General features: G+C 60.2%; 18 protein-coding genes and 1 pseudogene. 13 read left to right on the forward strand and 6 right to left on the reverse strand.

Translation table 11 applies throughout. The features are described from left to right. Nucleotides 1–457, reverse strand: a 457-nt coding sequence (locus C7443_RS19425; protein ID WP_146213352.1) for an STY4526/YPO1902 family pathogenicity island replication protein, incomplete at its 3' end; no start/stop codon positions are given. A 128-nt stretch (nt 458–585) separates the two neighbouring features. Between C7443_RS19425 and C7443_RS19430 the strand changes: the two genes are divergently transcribed. From C7443_RS19430 to C7443_RS19470, 9 genes are all read left to right on the forward strand, one after another. After that, nucleotides 586–1,191, forward strand: coding sequence for a recombinase family protein (locus tag C7443_RS19430; RefSeq protein WP_110020661.1), 606 nt, complete (start codon nt 586–588; stop codon nt 1,189–1,191). Between the two features lie 141 nt (nt 1,192–1,332). After that, nucleotides 1,333–1,623 carry a DUF2442 domain-containing protein gene (locus C7443_RS19435; protein WP_425467117.1) on the forward strand — a complete coding sequence of 97 codons (291 nt, stop codon included), beginning with the start codon at nt 1,333–1,335 and terminating at the stop codon, nt 1,621–1,623. A gap of 298 nt (nt 1,624–1,921) precedes the next feature. Continuing rightward, nucleotides 1,922–2,527, forward strand: a complete 606-nt coding sequence (locus C7443_RS19440; protein WP_110020662.1) for a type IV toxin-antitoxin system AbiEi family antitoxin domain-containing protein — start codon at nt 1,922–1,924, stop codon at nt 2,525–2,527. After that, nucleotides 2,524–2,721 (forward strand): hypothetical protein, encoded by a 198-nt coding sequence (locus C7443_RS19445; RefSeq protein ID WP_110020664.1) that lies wholly within the window; start codon nt 2,524–2,526, stop codon nt 2,719–2,721. Before C7443_RS19440 ends, C7443_RS19445 begins: the two co-directional genes overlap by 4 nt. A gap of 21 nt (nt 2,722–2,742) precedes the next feature. Then, a complete protein-coding gene (locus C7443_RS19450; protein WP_110020666.1) occupies nt 2,743–3,237 on the forward strand; it encodes an Ivy family c-type lysozyme inhibitor in 495 nt (164 codons plus the stop codon). A gap of 6 nt (nt 3,238–3,243) precedes the next feature. Next, nucleotides 3,244–4,161, forward strand: coding sequence for a hypothetical protein (locus C7443_RS19455; protein WP_110020667.1), 918 nt, complete (start codon nt 3,244–3,246; stop codon nt 4,159–4,161). Nucleotides 4,162–4,815: 654 nt separating this feature from the next. Continuing rightward, nucleotides 4,816–5,622 (forward strand): hypothetical protein, encoded by an 807-nt coding sequence (locus tag C7443_RS19460; RefSeq protein ID WP_110020669.1) that lies wholly within the window; start codon nt 4,816–4,818, stop codon nt 5,620–5,622. Between the two features lie 921 nt (nt 5,623–6,543). Next, nucleotides 6,544–6,825: a type II toxin-antitoxin system TacA family antitoxin gene (locus C7443_RS19465; RefSeq protein WP_110020671.1), complete on the forward strand. Its 282-nt coding sequence runs from the start codon at nt 6,544–6,546 to the stop codon at nt 6,823–6,825. Next, complete coding sequence (locus C7443_RS19470; protein WP_110020673.1) at nt 6,822–7,343, forward strand: GNAT family N-acetyltransferase; 522 nt, start codon at nt 6,822–6,824, stop codon at nt 7,341–7,343. Before C7443_RS19465 ends, C7443_RS19470 begins: the two co-directional genes overlap by 4 nt. Nucleotides 7,344–8,025: 682 nt before the next feature. Here the strand turns inward: C7443_RS19470 and C7443_RS19480 are convergent. Then, nucleotides 8,026–8,151, reverse strand: a pseudogene (locus C7443_RS19480) (transposase); the annotation flags it as partial. A gap of 1,155 nt (nt 8,152–9,306) precedes the next feature. On the opposite strand from C7443_RS19480, the gene C7443_RS19485 reads away from it, so the two are divergent. From C7443_RS19485 to C7443_RS19495, 4 genes are all read left to right on the forward strand, one after another. Next, nucleotides 9,307–10,173: a phage integrase N-terminal domain-containing protein gene (locus C7443_RS19485; RefSeq protein WP_110020676.1), complete on the forward strand. Its 867-nt coding sequence runs from the start codon at nt 9,307–9,309 to the stop codon at nt 10,171–10,173. 138 nt (nt 10,174–10,311) lie between these two features. Next, nucleotides 10,312–11,967: a conjugal transfer protein TraG N-terminal domain-containing protein gene (locus tag C7443_RS19490; protein WP_110020678.1), complete on the forward strand. Its 1,656-nt coding sequence runs from the start codon at nt 10,312–10,314 to the stop codon at nt 11,965–11,967. A 275-nt stretch (nt 11,968–12,242) separates the two neighbouring features. Further along, on the forward strand, nt 12,243–12,719 hold the full coding sequence (locus tag C7443_RS20000; protein WP_146213353.1) for a hypothetical protein: 477 nt from the start codon (nt 12,243–12,245) through the stop codon (nt 12,717–12,719). Then, nucleotides 12,720–14,183 (forward strand): hypothetical protein, encoded by a 1,464-nt coding sequence (locus C7443_RS19495; protein ID WP_146213354.1) that lies wholly within the window; start codon nt 12,720–12,722, stop codon nt 14,181–14,183. 61 nt (nt 14,184–14,244) lie between these two features. On the opposite strand, the gene C7443_RS19500 is transcribed toward C7443_RS19495, so the two are convergent. The 4 genes from C7443_RS19500 to C7443_RS20270 all read right to left on the reverse strand — a co-directional run. Beyond that, nucleotides 14,245–15,057: a hypothetical protein gene (locus tag C7443_RS19500; protein WP_110020681.1), complete on the reverse strand. Its 813-nt coding sequence runs from the start codon at nt 15,055–15,057 to the stop codon at nt 14,245–14,247. Nucleotides 15,058–15,176: 119 nt separating this feature from the next. Then, entirely contained in the window at nt 15,177–15,557 is a 381-nt protein-coding gene (locus C7443_RS19505) for a type II toxin-antitoxin system VapC family toxin (RefSeq protein WP_110020683.1), read from the reverse strand. Continuing rightward, the gene (locus C7443_RS19510) at nt 15,554–15,799 is read right to left on the reverse strand and encodes a type II toxin-antitoxin system Phd/YefM family antitoxin (protein ID WP_110020684.1); all 246 of its coding nucleotides are present in this window, start codon (nt 15,797–15,799) and stop codon (nt 15,554–15,556) included. The genes C7443_RS19505 and C7443_RS19510 overlap by 4 nt, the downstream gene beginning before the upstream one ends. Before the next feature lie 276 nt (nt 15,800–16,075). Next, a partial coding sequence (locus C7443_RS20270; RefSeq protein ID WP_211346214.1) for a hypothetical protein occupies nt 16,076–16,295 on the reverse strand: 220 nt, incomplete at its 5' end.

Raw genomic sequence — 16,295 nt, forward strand, 5'->3', positions numbered from 1 at the left:
GTTCCGGTACAGGCACGTGCTGATGCGTGTGCAAGGCATCGGCCACCTGGCCCTCCAGCTTTGCTTCGAGCACGGTGGGCCTGCGCCCCTTGGGCAGTGGATCGTCATGGACCAGCGCGCACTGGCCGCGGAACTCGGCAGGGCCCATGCCGAACCAGCCCTGCATCAGCGGCTGCGTGGCCCCGTGGCGAATCAGGCCCTGCTGCAACAGGTACTCCTTCTCGCATTCCTGAGCACGCCGGATCATGTTGCGCATGCGCTCGGTGTCGACCTTCATCTCGACGAAGTACGGTACCCGCTCTTCCAGGTATCTCTGCTGCCGCAAATTCAGTCCTGTCAGCAGCCGGACATCCTCCGGCGCGAGTCCGTAGATCCCTTCGCGCGGATCGCGGCTAAAAGCCTGGTGCACCAAGAAATGCAGTAATGAGGCTCCCGCCCCCGGTATCTGTGATGACATGGCGGTATCTCCCTATGACCGCGAACTTGCAGACATAAAAAAGGCCACGCCGTACACCCTGCGTGGCCTTGCGTTGTATAACAACGCGCCAAGGCACCTGCCGCCTTTCCTATAAGTGTATTTAAAGGTTGAACTTGGAACAATATATAAGATCGTTCATCAACGATCAGGATGCCAAACGTATTCAGCTAACTCTTGAGCATTTTGCCGCTGAGCAGGGCGTAGAGATCTCTTCTCATTACGTTGAGACGCGAACGGGATCAAAAATCAATAGCCTGCAGCTACGGCGCCTACTGCATGAGTCCCGCTCGAATGACGTGTTGCTGCTCGAGTCGGTGCGCATGCTGGCTCGCTTGAGCGATGCGGATTGGGCGCTTCTGAGAGCAGCCGTTCTCCGCGGTCTGCGCATTGTTGCGATGGATGTGCCGGCCTCATTCGATACCTTGTACCGTCACAATGCTGAAGCCCGTGTCGATGCGATGAGCAACATGCTGGTCGATGTGATTGCCGCCGTTGCACGTAAAGACCGCCAGGATCGTCAACAGCGCCAAGCTGAAGGCATTGCCCGGGCAAGAGCGACAGGTGCCTATCGTGGGCGTCAGCCTGACCACGAGCGTCAGGCCCGGGTTCGCGCTCTGGCTGGTGAGGGCTTGAGCATGGCTGAGATTGCCCGCCAAACCGGCTATAGCCACACGCAGGTCAGTCGAATTCTCAGCAAAGCTCAAGACGATTGAGCCACCCCACTCTTTTTCCTGAGATGCTTTCTAGCGACCTCCCTACTCGCTGATCAGCCAGAGCTTCTGTCCGCAGTCCTTGAGAAAAGCCGCCATGCGTGTGGGGCTAGTGTGCACGGAGATTCCCAGTGCTGGACGGCCATGCCCATCCGCGAGAATATTCTTGGCTGCGTTTATATCGCGATTGGAGTAATAGGCATGCGTCGAGTAACTAATGTCGCGACAAAACCTGAATACATCATCGCCGTTACGTTCAATGATGGCACCTATGGAGAAATATGCCTTGCGGATCGGCTGTTCGGGCCAATGTTTGAGCCATTAAAAGACCCAGTGTTCTTTGCTCAAGCACGGGTAGATGAGTTTGGTGCTGTGTGCTGGCCGAACGATGCGGATCTGGCACCGGATGCGTTATACCGTAGGATTGCTGCGTAATGGATACTCTGCCGCCTCCACAGGAAACAAGTCGCTGAAAAATTTATTTTGTTCACCGCCAATAAGTTTGGCTAGCCAGTAGCGCGGCAAGTCTCGCCCTTCAAGACGGGGCTTGCCGCATGAAGTCCACGCCCTGCCCTTTTGCGCAATATCCGCCGTGATGGGTGGCTTCCTGTGTGCGCTAACGGACAAGGCTCGGATCGTAGTGGCCAATGATTCGATCCAAAATCTAGATGATGTGGGATGTTTCAAATCTTCGTTTAAAAGTTATATTTAACGAAAAAATGAAACATGTGCCATGTACTCTGATACCCATGCCCAACGTGTCCTCGATCTGGTCAGCCAGAAGGGGCTGCTGCGCGCCAGCGATCTGGACGCCATCGGTGCACCCAGGGTCGTCCTGACACGCCTGATCGCTGTCGGTCTGCTGGAGAAGGTCGAGCGTGGCTTGTACCGTTTGCCGGATGCGCAGGGATCGGAATTCGATAGTCTCGCGACCGTCGCCACCAAGGTGCCGCAGGCCGTGTTCTGCCTTCTCACGGCGCTGCAATTCCACGGGCTGACCACGCAACTGCCGCGCCAGATCTGGATCGCCATGCCGCGCGGCAGCCATGTGCCCCGGATCGACTATCCGCCAGTCAAAATGATTCAGATGACCGGTGATGTTTATACGGCGGGCGTCGAGGAGCACCTGCGCGACAGCGTGAAGCTGCGGGTGTACGGCGTGGCCAAGACGGTCGTGGACTGCTTCAAACACCGCAACAAGATTGGTCTGGACGTGGCGCTGGAGGCGCTGAAAGACGCGCGTCGCAGCACCAAGGCATCGGCGGATGATCTGTGGCGCTACGCGAAGATCTGCCGCGTGGCCAACGTGATGCGCCCTTATCTGGAGGCCGTCGAATGAGCAACGTCGCGGCTTCCGTCCGGGCCCGTCTGCTCAACGTCGCCAAGGCGCAGGGCGTGGACTTCATTGACATTCTCCCTTTCCTTTATGGAGGGGAGGATGTCAAGTGCTCGTGCAGGGAAAACCCGCGCGACCTGAGTTTGTTTTCCGCAGGTTTTTGGTTCAGCGATCTGCTCGAATGGCTGTTCGCATGAGCCAGCGGAGAGGGCTTGGGGATGAATTCAGTATGTGGCGTGATTGCAGGGGTGCTGCTGACCTGTGCGACATTGGCGACGGCGGCTCAGCCATGCCGTAATGGCCAGCTCGAACCTGCCCCGGCACCTTACGCTGGCTCTGGCTCCGACCTGCTGCAGCGTGTGCCAGCGCTCGCCGCCGCACATGCCCGCCTGCTTGGACAGCCCCAGTGGCTCAGCCAATGGAGCGGTCCCTCGTCCGAGCCCCAGCAGTTCACGGCCGCCGGGCATACCTACCTCATTGCCGATGTCTGCCAGCCACACGCCTGTGGCGATCAGCAGTATTTCGGTGTCTGGGATCTCGATCACGGCCACTATGGCGGCTTGCGCTACAAATTCGGCCGCTGGATCGAGCTGGGCGTGCTCGATGATGGCATGCGCGCTGCTGCGCTGTGCGCCATCGAAGCCGATCAGGCCAACGCCCGCCAGGTGCGTGAATACCTGAACGGCCATCCGTTTCAGGCTCCTTGGGAGTGAGTGCTGATGCACTCCGCAAGGCGATGGATCGCCTGCCTGCTGCTGGGACTCACCGGCACAGCGGCCTGGGCTGGCAGTTACACCCAATACCTGCAGGATCTGGCCTGGCGTGAATCACGGCACCGCCTGAGCGAACGGGCCGGCAGTCATATCGGCCTGTTCCAGATGGGCACCGCCGCCCTCATCGATGCCGGCTACATGAACGCTTCCGGGCAGTGGACTGGCAAAAACGGCGCTACGAGCGCCGCTGCGTTCCTCAGCAGCGCGGCGATCCAGACGCAGGCGGTACACGACTACAACCAGGTGCAGTGGGCCTGGATCGAGCGCAATCACCTCGACAGCTACATCGGCCAGACCATCAACGGTGTCGAGATCACCGCCTCCGGCCTGCTGGCCGCGGCGCATCTGGTCGGCCGTGCCGGGCTGTCCTGCTACCTCGCCGGGAACTACTGCAATGCCGCCGGCGTGACGCTGCGTGACGGTGTTCCCGTCGACGGTTTCGGCACGCCGGTCACGGAGTACCTGAGCCAGTTCGGCGGTCACGACCTCGGGCTCGACAACGCCGCGGCGCCGGCCGTGGCCTACTCCGACGACTACAGCCCCGGCTACGGCAGCCTGAGCGGGGCGGGCAGCAGCAGTGGATCTGACTCAGAGGGGACTGGGGGGGCTGCTGTCGGCAGCAGCGGCGTGGCGGTCTACGATGCGCAGGAAGCTTTCGCGCTGGGCTCTGGATTCAGCGTTTCGGGCCTGGCCAGCGTCCTGGGGGCGCTCGGCACCGCCATCAGCCTCTGCCTCGGCGCCTGGATGATCCTCGGCAACTTGCAGGCCGTCGCTAACGGGCGACTGCGCTGGGGTGCCTTCGGCGGGCGGCTTGTGCGCACGCTGGTGCTGGTGACGCTTTTCGCCTGGGCCTTCCAAACCTAAGACGATGGCCCTAGACTCGATTCTGCCAAAGCCGTTGCACCTGCGGTCAATCAGGTGCGCCCTTGCCGTTATGGCGGCGCTTATCCGACTTTCATCCGCTGAGAAAGGTCGGGCCTCGATAAGAGGTTAAGCGGAATCTTCCAATTTCTGCGATCCGCCTGGATCGCATCGGCCTGAGCGAACCCCAGGCCATTCAATGACAGCCGAGGTGCGCCTCGGTCGGGGTTGCTGCGTTCGCGCGGCAGCCTCCTAGCGCCTGCCCGCCAAGCAGCGCTCCCTCCATTTTCGCGCTTCGCGACCTGACCTGTGATCTGCATCACAGGGTCTCGTGGCGCTTTGATTTTCCGATGCACTACCTGTGTTCCGCGCATGCGCGGACGAGGTGCGTGTGCGTCGGCGTGTGGGGTTTGGAGGCGTTGTCCTCGCCGAAACTTGCTGTTTTGGCGTAGGATCGCGGTCATGGGCGCGACGCGCTCAAGTCATAACCGGAGCGTTTTGCCATGAGCAGAAAGGCAAACGCCCCAGCGAACTCTCTGCTTTGGCCGGCGAGGGAAGTTCGAAGGGGCGCTGACGCACTGGCGTACGTGGGAATGAATATACATCCTTCGTATGCGCTAGTGCTAGAAAAACAGCGATCGCGCGTGCGGAGGATTCATGGTCCTGCTCCCGCCGCCTGATCGTGCCGAAAATTCAGCGGCGCGTGCCTCCCAGCGTGGCAGCGGCAATCGCTGCGGCCACCGGCCGGACGCCCCCCAGCTCGCGATCCAGCCCCCGGCGCACCACCGGGCGCGGCCGCGCATCCTGCTCCGGCTGACCAAGCGTCTCGAACGCTGGTATCGCGATCCGAGCTGCCTGGCGTTCGCTCCGCTGCAGCGCGGGCGAAAGCGCCAGCGCCGCTCCGAGCGGCGCGAAGCCATCGTGGCGCTGTGCAGTGCCGTCCTCCATTACACCGATCTGGTGACCCTGCGCGTGGGCGTGGTCGACCCCATCACCCGCCAGTACACCGCCATCGACCTGGCCTACCTCGCCGATCTCGCCGGCCTCTCGCTCTCGCGCGCCCAGCGGGCGATGGATGACCTGCGTGCCAGCGGCCTGATCCGCTCGTTCAGGCGCGCCGAGCGCCGCGACAGCAGCAACGGCACCCAGTGGCGCGGACGCGCCGCCGTGCGCACCCTCGCCGCCGGCCTGTTCGCACTGTTCGGGCTCGCCGACGACCTCGTGCACGCGCGCAAACAGGCGTCCCAGCGGGCGCAAAAAGCCGCGACGGAGGCCCGGCTGCGGCAGATGGAGGCTGCATCGAGGGCCGCACTGGCGCCCCTGCTCGGGTTGGACCGTCCGCGCCGTCGCCCCCCCCCGGCGGCTCCGCCCGACGCGGCGCCGGCCGCGGGCACTCCGCCCGAGACGGTGGCCGGTGAGGCGCTCGCCCTGATGCGCGACCTGCTCTGCGGTCGCAAGCGCTAGCCCTCCCTGATATGCCCTGACGCCCTGATCACCCTCCCGGCGAGGGACGCGGCTGCCCGCGTGCCAGAAAAACCCGCTCAGCCGCCCAGCGGCCGTGGCCGGCGGCGCTGAAATGCGCCTGGTTTCCCCCGAATCTCCCCTGAATTGCGTGCGTGCGGCTTGGAATACGGCGAAATGCTGCGATGCAGCACAGGCGCAGTGAGTTATCCATATCCTTAAGTGTTATTCCAAATGCTGATAGGTGGCGGCTCTAAACTCGACTCCGTCTAAAACATCCATCTGTGCGGAGCGCCCTCCGGGCGCACCCTTTTGATTAACAACATGCAGAGTGCCCGGCAAGCCGGGCACATGTATCGATCAAAGGCATGAGAGGAGTACCTGGCTTGCCGCATCAAACCCATCAGACCCCATCCCCGCACACAAGCGGCAAGCCAGCTACCCGATCTTCATGGGTGCCACACCAAGATCCCCACGACTCACCAACCACCCAAGTCACTCAACGCCCCTTACAAGAAGTTCGGCAAAGGATTAAGGAAGTGCGTGAACGCGGTGCTTTGTCCGCCGCTCGGCAGGTGCTGAACGGTTGGAGGAAGAAAAAACCACGTTCGAGCCTACCGAGGAGCAGTGCAGGTGGTAACTAAGGATCTGCATCCGCCACCGCATTCAGTCGTTCGCGCGGCTGGCCAGGCTCTCCTGCTCGATCACGGCGATGGCCCCGATGAGATAGCAAGGCGGAGGGCCAATTCAGGCGCAGGCTGAGGCTCCGCAGTGACTCACTTCAGACCGGTGGCTGCACGTGCAGCCACCGCCCAAGATCTTCCTGCGCGCAAGGAAGAGGTTCACGAAACAGAAAAAATCGTACGGTAGTGGATTGGATGTGTACGGCAAAATGCCGTATTGTTTCCTCAGGAGGACAAGACCATGCCCGCAGCCAGCTCTACCGCCCGTCTCGAAGCCAGGATCAGCACTGATCTTCATTCGATGCTCAAGCGCGCCGCTGAACTTCAGGGGCGCACCATGACTGATTTTGTTATCGCCGCTGTCCAGGACGCCGCGCAACGCGCCATCGAGCAAGCCGAAGTCATTCGCCTGTCTTTGGCCGATCAGCAATGCTTTGCTCAGGCGCTGCTTTCGCCACCACAACCGACGCCGGCCTTGGAACGCGCCTTCGCTCGTCGCAGCAGGCTCTTGCGCGCTGAATGAGTAGCGCGCCGTTCCGGCTCGCGCCGCTCGATACAGCTCATGATCGCACCGCGTTCAACTGCGGTTCGGAACCGCTTGACCGCTACTTTCGGGAACACGTCACTCAAGACATTCGCCGTCGCGTGGCGGCGTGTTTTGTGGCGCTGGCCGATGGGCAACGGATCGCTGGCTACTACACCTTGGCGTCGGCCAGCCTAATGCTGGCCGATCTTCCGGCGAGCATCGGCAAGAAACTGCCGCGCTATCCAACCGTTCCAGCGGTTCGCATGGGACGCTTGGCCGTCGATCAGGTTTTCAAGGGCCAAGGTCTAGGCGGTGCGCTGCTGGCCGATGCGCTCGACCGCGCCGCCGGCTCCGATATTGCCGCCTATGCCTTGATGGTGGACGCCAAGGACGAGGCTGCAGCGGCTTTCTACCAGCATCACGGCTTCATCGCTTTGCCCGACATGTCATTGACGCTTTTCCTGCCGCTGGCAACGGTGCAGGCGTCTCGGAAAACGGAAAATAGAGCTCGCTAGACCGTGAGCATCCGCGCATACGCCTCATTGGGCAGCACGTGCAGCGGCTTTGGCCCGGACGGCCTTACAAACGGCAAGGCAGAGGTCAATTACTGATGCCCACATCCTATTCATCTGAGCAGACTCGGCATAAAATTCGGCAGAAGCGCTATATGAAATAGTATCTGGGTGAGCTCACTGAATTGAGTGGGCGCCCTGTTCATGCCGACGAGCTGGGTAGTCTCGAGCAGGCCGTCTCAATGCGAGAGATTAGCCAGAAGTTTATCGTGCAGGCCTCTCAAACCTGTGAAATTATGTTTTCTGACCGGTGTTCAGAGCGATTCAAGGAATTGGTGCAGAGGCTATACAATGCAAATCCTTCTTCGGTCTATATATGGACGCCGCGCACGATTGATTTCGGCACGTTTCTCGTGCCATCGATTACCGTAATCAAATTCGACTTCGATTTCTAAATCAACGACGACGGAATTTTCGTCTTCCAGAGTGGCGACATGGAAGACAGATTGCTGCTTGACTTCTCAATCTCGCCTACGGGCTAGCAGATTATGACAGTTGAAACTCAAGGGGCGAACTGGTTGAAAGTGGTCTACTGACGCTGCATTTCTCCACCCGACGCCTGCCTTGTGCAGGCGTCGCTGCTTCTGGTTCGACTATCGCACCGCCGCTGCTCCCCCGTTTAATTGCTGTGCCACAGGTAGTAACTCGCTTCCGAGAAGGCGTCATTGCAACATAACTCTGCAACGGGCATTCCCACTTCCGTTTCCCGTAGAGAGCCAACGACCTGTTCTTCTGTAAAGCGCTTCTTCATGTCCAATCTCCTTATTGTGATGGATTTGACTCTAAAGTCAGGCGCTACTCAATTCTGTGGGAACATCGAATGCCCACTGATAAACTGCTCCAAGTTAAAATATCTTCGTAAGCTGTCACGTAAATAATTTTTATATTCGACAATGTCTAATTGAACCTGCTGAATATAAAACTGCTGTATTAGTCGCAGCGGATCAAGCACCGCTGTAGCAAGTGTCTTGTCCCGTGCTCAGCCGCTGCTGGTGCAGCCATTGATCTCTTGGAACTGCTGCAAAAACGGATGTCACAGCGCCTGCTGAGATTTCTATCCGGACAGCTGTCCACATATCCACGGACCGGAGCGCCCCTCTCAGGCGCGCAGGGCGGTGGGTATGTGGGCAGGTGGCCGGTTACTGCAGACGTGACGAGCGCTGACCTCGGTTTTTGCCGGTGGCCGAGCGTTGGAGCAGGGTGCGTCCGTCTCTACCCGCAGGGTAGTGACGGACGCCCTGGGTCAGCCCGATGGTGGCTTGTCCTGCGCCAGGCGTGAGGATTTTCTGCGGCAGGGCTTGCGGGATGGCTGCGTGATCGGCTAGCGTCGGAATGGCTAACCGTGGCGCCTGCGGCTTCAGGCGCGCCCTTGCCGGATTTCTCCGGCGCCAAAGAGCACATCATGGGATGGTGGTGGTGCTCGCCGCTGACGCGGTGCTCCCAGCAGACGACGTGCATAGCACGCGTTAACTTCAGGGCGAGTGGACTCAGCTGATGGCTGTGACCGCGCCTTATTTCCAACTCGGATCCAGGTTTTCGGCGCTTTCGTAGCTTGCCGGGCCTCTCCACGTCTGCCGTTTTTAACTTCGGGCCGCCGGGCTCATTTGCCGTGCTCAGCTGATGTCACCGTCCGTCGACAGGGGATGGTTGTCTGCGGCTGCGCACTTCACCTGTTTTTTTCATTTTCGGAGGTGTCCAGACCTGTCGTGTTTTTTCGTGCTGCGATTCTGCTGCCGCAGATACCAGTCACGCCCCAATGTGGGGAAACGATTTTCGGTTTGCTCGTCGCCCTTGCTCCCTCGTGGAGGTTTCTTTGGTTCAGCCAAGAAACGGCATAAACACTGACCCGATGTAACCAAACCGACAGAAACCAATCCGAGTAATTTCGAGTGGGCAGGGACGGCTGATGCAGGATCTTCAATTCGATCTGAAATGTTTGTGCGACCGGAATCGGGATGGCAGTTTTTCAACGCAGAATGCGCGGCGGCGCAATCTCGATCTGATTGCGCGTGAATTGCATACGTTGGGATTTCGCCATTTGCGTGCGACGGGCCTGAAGCCGAAGCACGTCGAGCGTCTGGTTGCGCAGTGGCAAACGGGTGGTATTGCCGTCGCCACGATTAAAAACCGGATGGCGCATCTGCGATGGTGGGCGGAAAAAACCGGGCGTACGTTTGTAATTCCTCGGGATAATACGCAACTTGGTATTCCCGATCGCGTGTATGTGACCAACGAGAATAAGGCTGTCGTTCTGAACGATGCAGCCCTGGCGCAGATCAAAAACGACTACGTTCTGGCGAGTCTTGCCTTGCAGGCGGCATTCGGCTTGCGGCGCGAGGAATCAATCAAGTTCATTCCGGGCTATGCCGATCGCGGTGATCACATCGCGCTAAAGGACACTTGGTGCAAGGGCGGACGGGCACGGCAGGTTCCGATTTTGACTCAGGAGCAGAGCGAGGCGCTGGCGCAGGCGAAACGGGTCGCGGGTTCAGGCTCTTTAATCCCCTCCGAACGACATTACGTGCAGCAACTGAAAGTCTACGAGCGCGAAACTGCAGCGGTCGGGCTGCACCGGCTGCACGGCCTGCGTCACCGCTACGCACAGGCGCGTTACCAGGCGCTGACCGGCTGGGCCGCCCCTGCGGCCGGCGGCCCGCAGGCCGCCGAGCTCAATCCGCAGCAGCGCGCGATCGATCGCAGCGCACGTTTGCAGATCAGTGCGGAGTTGGGGCACGAGCGCGAGGCGATCACCGCCCTCTACCTGGGGCGTTGAGTGTGCCGCCGTGAAAAACCGAATCCGGGCAGATGGGTTTCTCGCTGGTGCGGAAGACGCTGGAGCAGGATTCTCGCGGTTTGATATGGAACGCGGTGCCATTCGGGACTGCGGTGGACCCGGGATAGGAAATCACGCATGAGCCTTGGGCCGATCGCGCTGCCGGTGAGCAGTGCCCCTGATGTCATTACCACGATGGTCGGCTGGGCCATCTACGACGGTGTCTGGGGCGTGATGGCACAGACCGCCCTGATCTGGCTGCCGTTCATCGCCTTACTGCTCACCGTGTGGAGTGGCGCCCGCGAGCGTCTCGGCGATAGCGACGGCGTGCGCGTCGCCCTGCTGATGCTGGAAACACGCGGAGCCTGGATGTTCGTCGTCCTGGCCCTGGCCGGCATGCCCCTGCTGGAGGTCAACATCGGCAGCCTGGCCCTGCATCGCCAGCTGTGCACCGGCGATGTGGATTCGACGCGCAGCAGCGATGTCACCTACGGCGATGCGACCGGCACGAGCTGGGACGAGCGCATCACCACCCTCGGCGACCAGACCGTCAAGGTGCCGGTGTGGTGGGCCTTCGTCTACGCGCTCTCTGCTGGTCTCAACAATGCCGCGATCGCCTCGATCCCCTGCACCAGCGACATTCGCGCCACCGCCTACCAGCTCAACAGCAACCCCGTCTCGCGCGACGGCCAGCTGACCCGCGACCTTGCCGACTTCACCGGCGACTGCTTCCGCGAAGCCGCCGGGCAGGCGAGTAACGACCTGGGCAGCGGCCGGCTGACGCTGAGCGAGGAACAGCGTCAGGATCTCGGCTGGCTCGGCGCCAGCATCCTCATCGAGCGCTACTACCCCACCCTGTTTGCCCAGCGCAGCGTGGCCGGCTTTACCCCGGCCGGGCGTTCGTCCGAGTTGTTCTACGCCGCCGCCAACGACGGCATCCCGCCCGAGGTCGGCCGCCCCAGCTGCAGCGAGTGGTGGCAGGGACAAGGCGGCCCCGGCCTGCGCCAGCGCGTCATCGACCACATCAACCAGACCGACCCGGACCTGCTCAGCAAAGCGCGTGGCGCCCTGTGCTTCGGCGGCAGCTTTGGTTTCTGCAGCGATACCACGAGTGCCGAGAACCAGATCATCCGCTCACTGCTCGAACGCGACGATGCCACCCTCTCACACCTGGCGCGCTCGGCGCCGGGCGCCGTACGCCATCACCTCAGCGCTGCCGTGGGCGAAATCGCCTACCTCGGCTTAAGTGATTACAACGGGGACCGGAGCGGCGAGCGGATCAGTGAATTCGTCGGCGTGCTGGGGTCGCTGTGGGATAAAGCTACCTTTTACCCGACCGTGGTGATGGCCCGTGCCGCCGCGCTGCCGCTGCAAGCTATCGCCGTCGCCGTCATCATCGTGGCCCTGCCATTCATTCTGCTGTTTTCTTCATTCTCGATGCAGGCGCTGTTCACCGTCAGTTTCGGGCTGTTCGCCGTCAAGACCTGGACCGTGATCTGGGCCTTCGCCCGCTACCTCGACGACAACCTGCTGATCGCTCTGCGGGCCCAGGGGCTGATGCTTGGGCCCGGCGAGTATCTCGATCTGCGCTCGCATGCGATCGATTTCATCACCGGCGCTCTGTTCCTGATCGCCCCACTGCTGTGGAGCAGTCTGCTGGCGTGGGCCGGCTGGAAAATCGGTGGCGTGGCTGGCGAATACGTGCGTCCAGTCGGGCAGCACACGGCCAGCGCAGCCAGTGCCGGCGGAGCAGCGATGCGCGGCGGCGCGGCAGGGATGCTGCGGCGGAAATGAGGTGAAGGACTGACACCAAAATCTGCGCTTTGGATCGCCCCGAAAACCGACACCGACCATGTCGGTTTTTCGCTGGAAACGCCCTGCGACAGTGGATTCAATGCCTGTGCCGAATGCCTCGGCGCCTGCGCAGCGGCCGGCGCCTATCTCCACATACCTTGCCGGCCGCTGCGCACTCACTGAAAAAAAACCGATACTGACTATGTCGGTTTTCCTGTAGAAGTGAGCCAGAAAATTAAGGCATATCTCCACGCACACACACTGTGGAGATAGAGATGAAATTATATTTATTATTGTTGTCATTTTTTATTTTTGGCTGTGCAGTGAAAACCGATCCAGTGGCGCCGGTTGCAGGCTTTGAACTGGAATCAGTTACCGTGCCAAGTGATGTATCAATTCCTGATGGTGACGGTTATTTTCGCTATAAAATCATCAGGATGGTACGGTCAGGCTATACAGGGCCGTATTATGACGCAGTCGGATTATCACAATCAAAACCGGATAGTATTCGAAAAATCCCGTTTGTTGTTAATATTGATTCGATAAATAAAAGTACCGTTTTTGGCTCTGTTGACGTTTCCGGTGCACGGTTTACGTTTGTTGCAATGGTTCCTCAGGGTGGCCGGTTTGATACCTCTGTGGCCAATGCGGTAACGACGGCGTTAATTTTGAGTCGCAGTAACTCGAACAAACAAACGTCACATTTTGGCATGAATAAATTGGAATACGTGGCTGTTGTGGAGCGAAAGTAAATGAGAATATTTTTGCTCTGCTATATTAGATTGGGTCTTTTGTTGACCTTTTTCTCTGTGTTAATTTTGGCCTTTTATCCCGTTCACGAGGCGCTTGCGGCGCCGCGCTGGACCGATCAGCGCCAGATCTCCTGGTCCGAGCTGGAGGCCAACGGCTGGACCCGTGTGGCCACAGACGAGCCGGGCTTGATGCTCGCTGACCGGCGCTGGGTCGGCGAGGATTTCTCCAGCCTGATGCTGAACGTGCCGCCGGAGCGGGCGGCTGCGATCCCGCACGACACGACCGGGCGGCCGACCACGGTGGTGTTCGGCGTCTACGATCCGCAGTCGGCGACGGGCTCGATCGTGCTGATGCGCACGGTGGTGACACCGGATCGGGTGCTGCACGTTATGATCGCGCCGTTCAAGCCGACGAGCTGGGAGCCGCGAGGTCCGTTGCCCATTCCGTTTTACGTTGAATACTGGCCGGATAACGGGATTGGGGATCTGGATATTTCTGAATACAAGTCGGCACTGAATTCCTATTGGAATGATGGCCATGTTCAAAAAATCTCCAACCCGTTTAGGGACTTCGTGGGCCATCCGGACGGCAAGACCTTCATCAATATCCAGCCGACAGCGTTTTTCGCGGCCGTCGGCGCCGCGGCGCAGTGGGGGCGGGCGGACCACGCCTGGGTGGCGACGCTGGACCAGCGCGTCGTAACCTTGAAGAAGACCTCCGGCAACGTGCTGCGCAAAAAGGTCAAATACACCAAGAAGGTGTATGTGAAGCCGGTCTGGAGCCTCGGCATTCCAGCCGGCCAGCAGAACGCCGGTGCCGAGGAGTTCCCCTTCTGCTTCCCGGCGGTGGAATGCGGTGAATTCAACGGTGTCGGCGACACACCGAACGCACGCCAATACAAAAGCGGCCTCAACTGGCACCATCAGGGCATCGGCCACAACCTGCCGGTCTACGAAACGCTGGTGTTCCAGCACTCGCAGACCTACAGCTCGTGGACCTTCGTGGCGATGGTGATCGTCACCGCGGTGCTGGTCGCCGTGACCGCGGGCGCAGCGGCGGCGCTGGGCGGGCCGGCACTAGCGGGTGCTGTTGGGATGAGTGGCGCTGGGTATACCGGCGTCGGTGCTGCAGCCGCTCAGGGGGCCGCACTCGGTGCCGTTACCAACATGGCTTGGAACTACTCGAATGGCGTGCACAGCCTCACCGACACTGTCGGCCAGGTATTCGCCAGCGGCGTTTCAAAGATCGAGTCGATGAACCCGGCGGAGGATGCGTGGGACAGTCGACCGGCGACCCGTGGTGCCATCGAGGCCGGGCCGACCGAAGCCCCCGGCGCCACCGGCGAGTTTGCCCGTGAAACCCAGCCGGCCGGCCCGACCGCCGCCGGTGATTACGGCCGGCAGATGTACCCGGAACAGGGCGTGCCGGAGGCGACCGATCCCTATACCGGCCTGCCGCGCTGATCGATACCCGCGCAAACAAAAGGGGCCGCAGCTGCGGCCCCTTTTCCATGCTCCAACGGACTCAGCGGGCGGCGGTTAACCGCTCCGGGCGCGGTGTTTCGAGTGGGATCGCATCCCGATCTCGCGCCGCTGTCATCTCGGCCTCGCTTGGCAGCGGGATGCTGTCCAGGTTCAGGCTGGTCAGCGCCTCGGTTTCGGTTCGATCCATCGTGGTCAGTCCGAACTGGTTGTGGAAACGCGTGACGTTGACCGCCATCGGGCCGATCCAATCGGCCGACTTCCCATGCCGAACACCCTGCAAGGCGATGGTAATTAGGCCGGCAGCACCAGGGATCAAATCACCATGTGCTTCCCGAGGATCATCGAGCGTGTGACCCCAAGTATTTCCTGCGGCTATTCGGAATGGCCAGCTAGCGATGGTATTGCCTGCAGTGTCATGAACGGACGCTCGTAATTCAATGTTTCCTCCATTTTCTATTCCGCCCATCGTTTGCCAGTTGATGAAGCGCATGCGCTTGATCGTCACATCGACGATGTACGGCGGTTGAGTCCCCTGCGTCAGCGGCTGCTTATCACCAAGGATACGGTCATCGGTGGCTGCAAATGCCTGTTCCAGCTTGGCCTTGAGCATCTGCGCATACGCCTCGTCGGGCAGCACGTGCAGCGGCTTGGGCTCGGGCACATCGATGTCGACTCGAACCGTGCCGACACGGAAGGCACGTCCCTGCAGCGCCGCTTGGCCGGCCGCCGTCGGCTCGATGACCGGGCGTGTCTCCATCCTCGCTTGCCAATTGGCAGTGGTACAGCCAACGCTGAGTAGTGCCACCGTCGCCAGCGCCCCAGCCCGCAGCCAGGCGCGAAAGTCCTTATTCATGATGTCCTCCCGTCCCGGCAACGGCCGGGTGAGTGCCGATCGGTCGAGTCGACAAAGCGCTCGCTGTCTGGATCGGTCGTGATGGCGACACGGCGCGGCCGCCGATTTGCGATTTTTGTTTAATCGAAACACAGCACCAGCGGTGAATACGGTTTCAATGCCGTATCCGCCGTCAGTAGGTGCAGCGGCTCAGACACTGCCTGGGCGATCAGCAGGCGATCGAACGGATCGCGGTGATACATGGGCAATTGTTGAACGGCCCTCGCATGCGTCCAGGTGATATCCAGCGCCTGCAGGCCTGCGCGGTGCAGGTGAGCCAGTATCTCGTCCAGATCGGCGTCCAGTTTGCCGAGTCCGGCTTTGATGCTGATCTCCCAGATCGACGCCGCACTGACATACAGCGCGGAAGCCCGTTCGATCGTATCGCGTGCTGACGGACTAAGCCGCTCGGGCATGGCCAGTGCCCACAGCAGAATGTGGGTGTCGAGCAGAACCTTCACGGTTGCTCCTTGCTTTCGAACAGCTCAAGCATGTCTTCCGGTAACGGCGTATCAAAATCCTCGGCAATACGGATGCGATCACGCAAGACACCGAACGCGAAGGCTTTCTTCGGTGTAAGCAAGGGCGCCAGCCGGGCGATGGGTTTGCCGGCTCGGGCAATAGTGATTTCCTCGCCGGCTTCAACACGCTCAAGCAGCTGCGAGAGATGTGTCTTGGCTTCGTGGATATTGACAGACGCCATGCTCATGTCCTTTTTTAAAAGACTAAACTTAGTCTAGTCTTTTAAGTTGCCTGATTCTCGCTGTCAATGGCAGCCCCTGTTTCAGCATCTGGATAGTGACCGAGTTGATGTGCCTCATCATCGGGCCGGCATCGACTTGGTGATCGTGAGCGTGATTTGGACCTTGCGACCTTTGCGGACTCCGTGCGGTGCATCCGCTGTCGATGCGGCGGAATCCGGGGCGCTGCTGAGAAACGTGTTAACAGGAGTGGGCTTTGCTGGTTTTTTAACCACTATTCAAAGTATTATCAATATAAATAAATATTTTTTTAATATTAAAAAAGCTTTAGAATAATCATGCCGAGAATTTGAAACATCTACCCTGAGCTCAGCAAGCAACTTGAGCGTGGTGGCGGATGTTTTGAGCCTCGTGGTCTTGCCCGATAACTTGCGAGTCACGGCGGTGAGAGGCATGAAGTCCTGCCCTGCCGCTTTACAGACCCTAGCGCCAAAGAGT

Origin of the sequence: Plasticicumulans acidivorans (assembly GCF_003182095.1) — a bacterium.
GTDB classification, from domain to species: domain Bacteria; phylum Pseudomonadota; class Gammaproteobacteria; order Competibacterales; family Competibacteraceae; genus Plasticicumulans; species Plasticicumulans acidivorans.

Coding starts and splice junctions, on each gene's coding strand:
- C7443_RS20000 (WP_146213353.1), top strand. CDS start 12,243: ATGAAATTATATTTATTATTGTTGTCATTTTTTATTTTTGGCTGTGCA.
- C7443_RS19485 (WP_110020676.1), top strand. CDS start 9,307: ATGCAGGATCTTCAATTCGATCTGAAATGTTTGTGCGACCGGAATCGG.
- C7443_RS19460 (WP_110020669.1), top strand. CDS start 4,816: ATGGTCCTGCTCCCGCCGCCTGATCGTGCCGAAAATTCAGCGGCGCGT.
- C7443_RS19445 (WP_110020664.1), top strand. CDS start 2,524: ATGAGCAACGTCGCGGCTTCCGTCCGGGCCCGTCTGCTCAACGTCGCC.
- C7443_RS19500 (WP_110020681.1), bottom strand. CDS start 15,057: ATGAATAAGGACTTTCGCGCCTGGCTGCGGGCTGGGGCGCTGGCGACG.
- C7443_RS19440 (WP_110020662.1), top strand. CDS start 1,922: ATGTACTCTGATACCCATGCCCAACGTGTCCTCGATCTGGTCAGCCAG.
- C7443_RS19490 (WP_110020678.1), top strand. CDS start 10,312: ATGAGCCTTGGGCCGATCGCGCTGCCGGTGAGCAGTGCCCCTGATGTC.
- C7443_RS19495 (WP_146213354.1), top strand. CDS start 12,720: ATGAGAATATTTTTGCTCTGCTATATTAGATTGGGTCTTTTGTTGACC.
- C7443_RS19435 (WP_425467117.1), top strand. CDS start 1,333: ATGCCCATCCGCGAGAATATTCTTGGCTGCGTTTATATCGCGATTGGA.
- C7443_RS19465 (WP_110020671.1), top strand. CDS start 6,544: ATGCCCGCAGCCAGCTCTACCGCCCGTCTCGAAGCCAGGATCAGCACT.
- C7443_RS19450 (WP_110020666.1), top strand. CDS start 2,743: ATGAATTCAGTATGTGGCGTGATTGCAGGGGTGCTGCTGACCTGTGCG.
- C7443_RS19470 (WP_110020673.1), top strand. CDS start 6,822: ATGAGTAGCGCGCCGTTCCGGCTCGCGCCGCTCGATACAGCTCATGAT.
- C7443_RS19455 (WP_110020667.1), top strand. CDS start 3,244: ATGCACTCCGCAAGGCGATGGATCGCCTGCCTGCTGCTGGGACTCACC.
- C7443_RS19510 (WP_110020684.1), bottom strand. CDS start 15,799: ATGGCGTCTGTCAATATCCACGAAGCCAAGACACATCTCTCGCAGCTG.